A 6001-nucleotide genomic window follows, 5' to 3' on the forward strand; every position below is an offset into this window, starting at 1 on the left:
ATATATCTCAAATGAAAAGGTTTCCGGGGTGGTGCATTAATTGGTAATCTTTATCGAGTCTGTATTCGAAGTGCGGATTCCTACTGGAGGAATTCTTTCGTATTGCTTTGTTAAGGGATTATCAAGTTTAGTTGAACTGTCTTATTCTACGGAGCGTCTGTTGCCAGAATGGGCAATACCCACTAAGATGAATGTATCAGGAAGTGAATCTATAGATCGTGGCTAAGAATAGAAAGAAGACAAAGGATGAGTTAATAAACAAGGGTTGAGAATAAATGTATAAAGGTGATGCTAGTTATGAAAGTTGAAATTGAAAATAAAACAATAAAATTTAATGTCCAGTATGGAAATAGGAAGAAGCTATCCATTCATATAGATTCGTTTGGTTTTATAACTGTTAAAGCACCGAAAGACACAAGTCAAGAAATTATTGTCAGTGCAATAGAGAGTAACGGGAAAAGGATACTAGAGAAAATGCATGAAATTGAAGTAGCTCGAGAAACCCCTAAGGCAAGAGAGTATCATGCTCAAGGGAAGTTCTTATACCTTGGGAAAGAGTGTCATCTTCATGAATTAATAGATAGTAGCGAGTTAAATGAAGAGGTGCTTAAAAGGAATCTCAAGAAGTTCTATATCAATAGCTGTAAGATGATTGTAGGAGAACGGATAAAAATATATGAAAAACAACTGAAAGTTAAGCCGAAAATCATTGAAATAGTAGAGTCTAAAGCCAAGTGGGGTAGTTGTAGTTCGGATAGAAAGCTGACCTTTAATTATCGTCTAGCGATGGCCCCAATTGAAGTCATTGATTATGTGGTAATCCATGAACTCTGTCATTTATTGCATATGAACCATGATCGATCATTTTGGAGACGTGTTGGAAGTATTATGCCAGATTATAAAGAGAAGGAAGAGTATTTGGCAAGGAATGGGCATGCGATGTCACTTTGAGAAACACGGTTACATTTAGAAAAAATGTGACCGTGTTTTTGTGTTTGAAAACTTAATTTGTCTCGTTTAAGGTCCCTGGTCCTGATAAATTTTCAAATTATGGTAGTACAGGCGACCTATTTCACTTTAACATACATGGAAATTAGCTTTGCTAATAAAAAATACTAAATTTTGAGTTTTTTAATAAGTACTGTATAGTAGTCCTTAGAATGCTTGGAGGTCATATCTTGTTACTTTACTTTTGAGATATATCATCTATCTAATAAGTTAATATAAATTAGGAGCTGATATAGTATGATATACAAGAACTCACTCGATGGTATTTCTTCTGATATGTTAAAGGGCTTTTTTGTGGATTGGCCAAATCCACCAAATCCGCAAACTCACTTAATACTGTTAAAGAAAAGCAGTAAAGTGATTATTGCGATTGATGATAAAACTAAACTAGTGATTGGATTCATTACTGCAATAAGTGATGGAGTTCTATCTGCCTACATTCCATTTCTTGAGGTATTACCAGACTACAAAAATGAAGGTATAGGCAAGGAATTAGTAAATCGGATGCTAAAAGAACTTGATGACATATATATGATTGACTTATGTTGTGATGATGACTTAATTCCTTATTATGATAAGTTAGGAATGACCAAAACAAATGGAATGATTTTGAGGAATTATAAAATGCAATCTGGAAGTTTAAAAAAAGTATAAGCTAAATGCCTGGTAATAATCCCATTCGGGTTTATTACCAGGCATTTTTCATTAATCCAAAGAAGAGCGTTATAATTGCATCTTATGAGTATTGAAAATACACGCATAGCAAATAAAGTTAGTAAAAGTGAATCGGAAAAGGCTTGGAGTCCGTCAGTAGGGTGAAGGTAGGTGTGGTTGTGACGAAAATCGAAGAAATCATTGCCGAGCATGGTGATTATTTATTGCGTGTTGCCTATTTGTATGTAGGAAATAGTGAAACCGCTGAGGATATCGTGCAAGACGTGTTCATTGCCTTTTATGAAAAAAGGGATCAGTACAGGGGAGAGGCATCGCTGAGAACCTATCTAGTGAAAATTACGGTTAATCGGAGTCATGATTATTTACGAAGCTGGAAGAACAAGCGAATCATGCTGTTTGAGAAAGTTAAAGGAAGAAGTACAAATCATACCCCTGAACGTGCGATGCTCGAGATAGCGGAGAAACAGGAATTAGTTGATGCTTTGTTTACATTATCGATCAACTATCGTGAAGTGCTCATTCTATATTACTTTCAGGAAATGACGACGGTGGAAATAGCGAAATTATTGAAGTGTCCGGAATCCACGGTAAGAACTAGATTAGAGCGTGCACGGAAGCAACTGGAAAATCGGATAATTGATTATGAATGGGAGGAACTACGCCGTGAATCAATTTAAGGAGGATTTAAATCGTGAGCTTCAGTATGTGTCATTATCCAAGGAGAAAAAGCAGCTAATTGCAACGAAGGCAAAAGTGAAATTACACAGCAAAAAGAAACGTATCAATTGGCAATATCGAATTGTGCTCGCGACTTTCACGATTTTCGCAATAGGCTTCAGTTATTTGCTATGGCAACAGAATGAGCCTGCAAATAGTTGGCAAGGAGCGGCGCCGATTGAACCTGCAATAACTACGACTTGGTCAATGCTTAATAAAGATTTTTCGAAAGCGATACTCTTCATAAGCTTCTTTATTATTCTACGCATCTTGATAAAAAGAAGCCTTCAAAAAAGCGGAAAAGGCTTACCTGTTTGTGTGGAATGCGGTAAAGAATGGACTTACCGAGAAGCGTTGAAGCGAAGTATGAAAAATAGAGAAATAACATGCCCATACTGTAATAAAAAGCAATACCGAACGAAAAAGTCATTATTAAAAGGTAGTGTGCTTAATATATTAATACCTTTCTCAGTTATCGTCCCTCAATTATTTGATAATATCTTACTGGGTATTGTTATACATATTACCTGTTCAGGATATGCCATGTTAAGCCTAAGTCCATATTATTTAGAACTCCAGCAGAAGGATCCTATCAATGATCCTTTATGGTGATAAAAGGTATATTACTATAACGGGATCCCTAGGAAGCTTTTATTTAGAAGTGAAAAAAGCGAGTATACCTTAATGGAATAAAGGTTCTTCGCTTTTTCATACTTTACTATAAAATAATGTAGGATAAATTAAATACCTTTATTAATTTCAATTAAATTTCCAGCAGGGTCACGGAAGTAGGCTACACGCATACCCCATTCAGGTGTGTCATGTGGTTTTTTTTCAAATTCAACATCTCTGCTCTTCAATTGATCGTACGTTGCGTCAACGTCATCTACTCTAAAAATCAGGGCAGCCTGGTCATTGACACAGAATTCATGCGGATTACGTAAAGTTTCAATAGGATTACTCACTATCGCAGGCTCTAGTGCAATGTTTATGTCCCCAGTTTTAAACTCTGCAAACGGAGTGTCTTCATTTCCATAGAGAACTTCAAGTCCTAGGATATCTCGATAAAACATAAAACATTCTCGAACGTTCGGCACTAATAAGCGTATATGTGAAAGTTTCAAGTAATTCCCTCCCATAAGTCTATTATTAATTTACTATACGATAGTATTGATATTTTAGAAAGCGGTTAACATGCCAATGTCTAAACAACACAAAGTAAACCCGTCAGTACGATGAATCAACTGCTACGGGATTAGTACGACGAACAGAAAAGTTCAGCGCCTCATAATAGAAATGGAGACTGTGAACCTGAAGTACTGTTCGTTTAAAATAATATAAAAAGAAGAGTAGAGGTGTCGGGATGATTTATCAGTTTAAGGTAAGTTTGAAGGGGATGAGTCCGCCAGTGTGGCGGCGACTGCAGGTGGATGATGGGATGACGTTTTATGAGTTGCATCGGGTGCTGCAAGTGGTGTTTGATTGGGAGGGTTGTCATTTGCATTCGTATTATATACGGCGACGAAATGCAATGAGAGTGAATGAAGTAATCGAAATAGAAAATGAAGATGGGGGCTTCCCTTCGTTTCACGAGATGCGTGAAGAACGAGATGAAATACTGAAGGATTGGTTTACTCACGTGAAAGACAGGGCTGACTATACATATGACTTCCGCGTTAATTGGGAGCATGAAATTGTACTTGAGAAGATTTTGATGCCAGAAGAAGGGGTTCGTTATCCACATTGTGTGAAGGCCGTGAAATTGGCGCCAGAAGAGGACAGTCGTGGATTGGAAGAAGAAGTACTGCAACATGTGGAAATTGAATGGCGCGAGCTTACGAATAATGTGAATGAGGGGCTAGCGGATCTTACGGATTTGACACTAACTTTTTCTAGTAAAAGAAATGGTTTTGATTGGCAGATATTAATAGACAAAGCGAAGGCGTTTAAGGCATTGAAGCCGTGGAAGTTGCTTGAGGATGATCAAATATTTATCGTTACGGATCCGGTAAATAAGCAGTTTTTGTATTGCAGTGTGCTTGGAGCGGCAGAAGAGGAGTTTGGCTTAGCGTTTTATGTTGGACATGAAGGATTACACGCGTTACAGGCGACGATGGCTGAGGAACCGACAATGGATATAGTATTGAAGCAACGGAGTTTACTGTTGTCTTTTGTAGACCGGGATGAACTGGTGCAAAAGGATTACGAGTTTCTAAAACAATATGGCGAATCGTTCCGTGGGCGGAAACAGTGGATTCAGTTCCGTAGTTTTGTACCGGGAATTTATCCATGGTCCATAGATGAAGAAGAGGGACGGATGATGCTTCTTGTCATCGAACAGACGAAGGCGATGTTAGAGGAAGTGAAGATTGGTCTTGATATACCGTCCTATATGGGAGGGAATGAGTTTCTTGGTAGAGTGGCAAAAGAGGAAGATGACCATTATTTATGGCAGAGTTGTCATATTGAACTTGTCCCAAAAGAGAAAGTGGAAGAGGAAAACGAAAACGAGATAGTGAAACTGCATCTTTCAGAGATAGAGCTGGTGAGTTTGAAGAAAATGAGGGACGTTGATGTTTCAATTGTATTTGATGTATTCATGGTTGACATTCCAGTGCGGGATTCTAAAGAACAACGGCCGTATTTCCCTATTATGGCTGTGGCTTTAGAAGAACAGGACGGGTTGGTCGTACACCAGGAATTAGTAATTGGTGGAGATATGGATAAGAAAATTCAATTGGTATTTTTCCAGTCGATCAAACAACTTGGAGGAATACCAATGTTGTTGTCTTTGAAAGAGGAAGTGGTGCAGGCATTGGCACCGTTTCTTGCGCAGCTACCTGTGAGGGTGAAAATAGTGACAAGCTTGCCTCAAGTGGAAGAATTCCGGGCGTTTATGAGTGAGGCGAATAAGGGGGAGGGATTCGACATTTGAATAAGGTGTCTGGAAATCAAAAAGTTCCTAACAAAATGTTAGGAACTTGAGCCGGACCGAACGTGAAATAGTTGAATTCTTGTGCTGAGTAATATTTTGCATGATGATTACACATTTAACCACATTTTTTACAGAGTCTACCGCCGCTCGTTCTACCGCCACATTTCTTACAAGAAATTGTTTTCTTTTGCGCCATCTAATCATTCCTTTGCAGAGTTTATTAAAGCTTATTCATTTCAATAGAAGATTATGAACGATGAGCTGGGAATTTCTTTTTCTGTGTACTTCGTCTTGCAAATCGGTCCATTTACGGATATTGATTTGCATAAGCTCTACATCTATTTGAATTGTTTATTGAAGAAACTTCCGAGAAGTGAAGGTGCAAGCATTTACTTGGCGGATGATGGAGCACTTGAATACTACCGTAATGAAAAAGTATCCGAAGGAATTTAAGGTGCCTAGTCCTGATACAATCCCGAATTGTGTTAGTACCAGCTGCCTTTTTTAATCATAATGGTTCACCAAAAAGCCCCCGCATAATAGCGAGGGCACTGAAAAAGTTTTTATATAGTAAGAACTAGTTGATTGTAGTGGAGAGCGGCGACTCCAGCGGGAACAGCGCGAGCTGAAGACCCCGCAGGAACGCAGTGACGAGGAGGCTGAAGC

General features: G+C 38.4%; 8 protein-coding genes. 7 read left to right on the forward strand and 1 reads right to left on the reverse strand.

Going from position 1 to position 6001, the window contains the following annotated elements:
* Positions 1-40: 40 nt before the first annotated feature.
* The 5 genes from I2484_RS13695 to I2484_RS21845 all read left to right on the forward strand — a co-directional run bounded on the left by I2484_RS13695 (position 41) and on the right by I2484_RS21845 (position 3012).
* Complete coding sequence (locus I2484_RS13695) at positions 41-226, forward strand: hypothetical protein (RefSeq protein ID WP_207151601.1); 186 nt, start codon at positions 41-43, stop codon at positions 224-226.
* Between the two features lie 71 nt (positions 227-297).
* Positions 298-951 carry a M48 family metallopeptidase gene (locus I2484_RS13700; protein WP_207151602.1) on the forward strand — a complete coding sequence of 218 codons (654 nt, stop codon included), beginning with the start codon at positions 298-300 and terminating at the stop codon, positions 949-951.
* Between the two features lie 294 nt (positions 952-1245).
* Positions 1246-1662, forward strand: a complete 417-nt coding sequence (locus tag I2484_RS13705) for a GNAT family N-acetyltransferase (protein ID WP_207151603.1) — start codon at positions 1246-1248, stop codon at positions 1660-1662.
* Positions 1663-1841: 179 nt separating this feature from the next.
* Positions 1842-2360 carry a sigma-70 family RNA polymerase sigma factor gene (locus I2484_RS13710; protein ID WP_207151604.1) on the forward strand — a complete coding sequence of 173 codons (519 nt, stop codon included), beginning with the start codon at positions 1842-1844 and terminating at the stop codon, positions 2358-2360.
* Positions 2347-3012 (forward strand): TIGR04104 family putative zinc finger protein, encoded by a 666-nt coding sequence (locus I2484_RS21845; RefSeq protein WP_207151605.1) that lies wholly within the window; start codon positions 2347-2349, stop codon positions 3010-3012. The genes I2484_RS13710 and I2484_RS21845 overlap by 14 nt, the downstream gene beginning before the upstream one ends.
* Positions 3013-3140: 128 nt before the next feature.
* On the opposite strand, the gene I2484_RS13720 is transcribed toward I2484_RS21845, so the two are convergent.
* A complete protein-coding gene (locus I2484_RS13720; protein WP_207151606.1) occupies positions 3141-3524 on the reverse strand; it encodes a VOC family protein in 384 nt (127 codons plus the stop codon).
* 239 nt (positions 3525-3763) lie between these two features.
* Between I2484_RS13720 and I2484_RS13725 the strand changes: the two genes are divergently transcribed.
* Together I2484_RS13725 and I2484_RS13730 are read left to right on the forward strand one after the other, a co-directional pair.
* Positions 3764-5335, forward strand: a complete 1572-nt coding sequence (locus tag I2484_RS13725; RefSeq protein WP_207151607.1) for a plasmid pRiA4b ORF-3 family protein — start codon at positions 3764-3766, stop codon at positions 5333-5335.
* A 249-nt stretch (positions 5336-5584) separates the two neighbouring features.
* Complete coding sequence (locus I2484_RS13730; protein WP_207151608.1) at positions 5585-5788, forward strand: hypothetical protein; 204 nt, start codon at positions 5585-5587, stop codon at positions 5786-5788.
* The last annotated feature ends 213 nt before the right edge of the window (positions 5789-6001 follow it).

The sequence above is a fragment of the Sporosarcina sp. E16_8 genome (assembly GCF_017347095.1).
Taxonomy (GTDB): domain Bacteria; phylum Bacillota; class Bacilli; order Bacillales_A; family Planococcaceae; genus Sporosarcina.

Bases quoted from the DNA above. Each gene is read 5' to 3' on its own strand.
- I2484_RS13725 (WP_207151607.1), top strand. From the start codon at position 3,764: ATGATTTATCAGTTTAAGGTAAGTTTGAAGGGGATGAGTCCGCCAGTG.
- I2484_RS13700 (WP_207151602.1), top strand. From the start codon at position 298: ATGAAAGTTGAAATTGAAAATAAAACAATAAAATTTAATGTCCAGTAT.
- I2484_RS13705 (WP_207151603.1), top strand. From the start codon at position 1,246: ATGATATACAAGAACTCACTCGATGGTATTTCTTCTGATATGTTAAAG.
- I2484_RS13730 (WP_207151608.1), top strand. From the start codon at position 5,585: ATGAACGATGAGCTGGGAATTTCTTTTTCTGTGTACTTCGTCTTGCAA.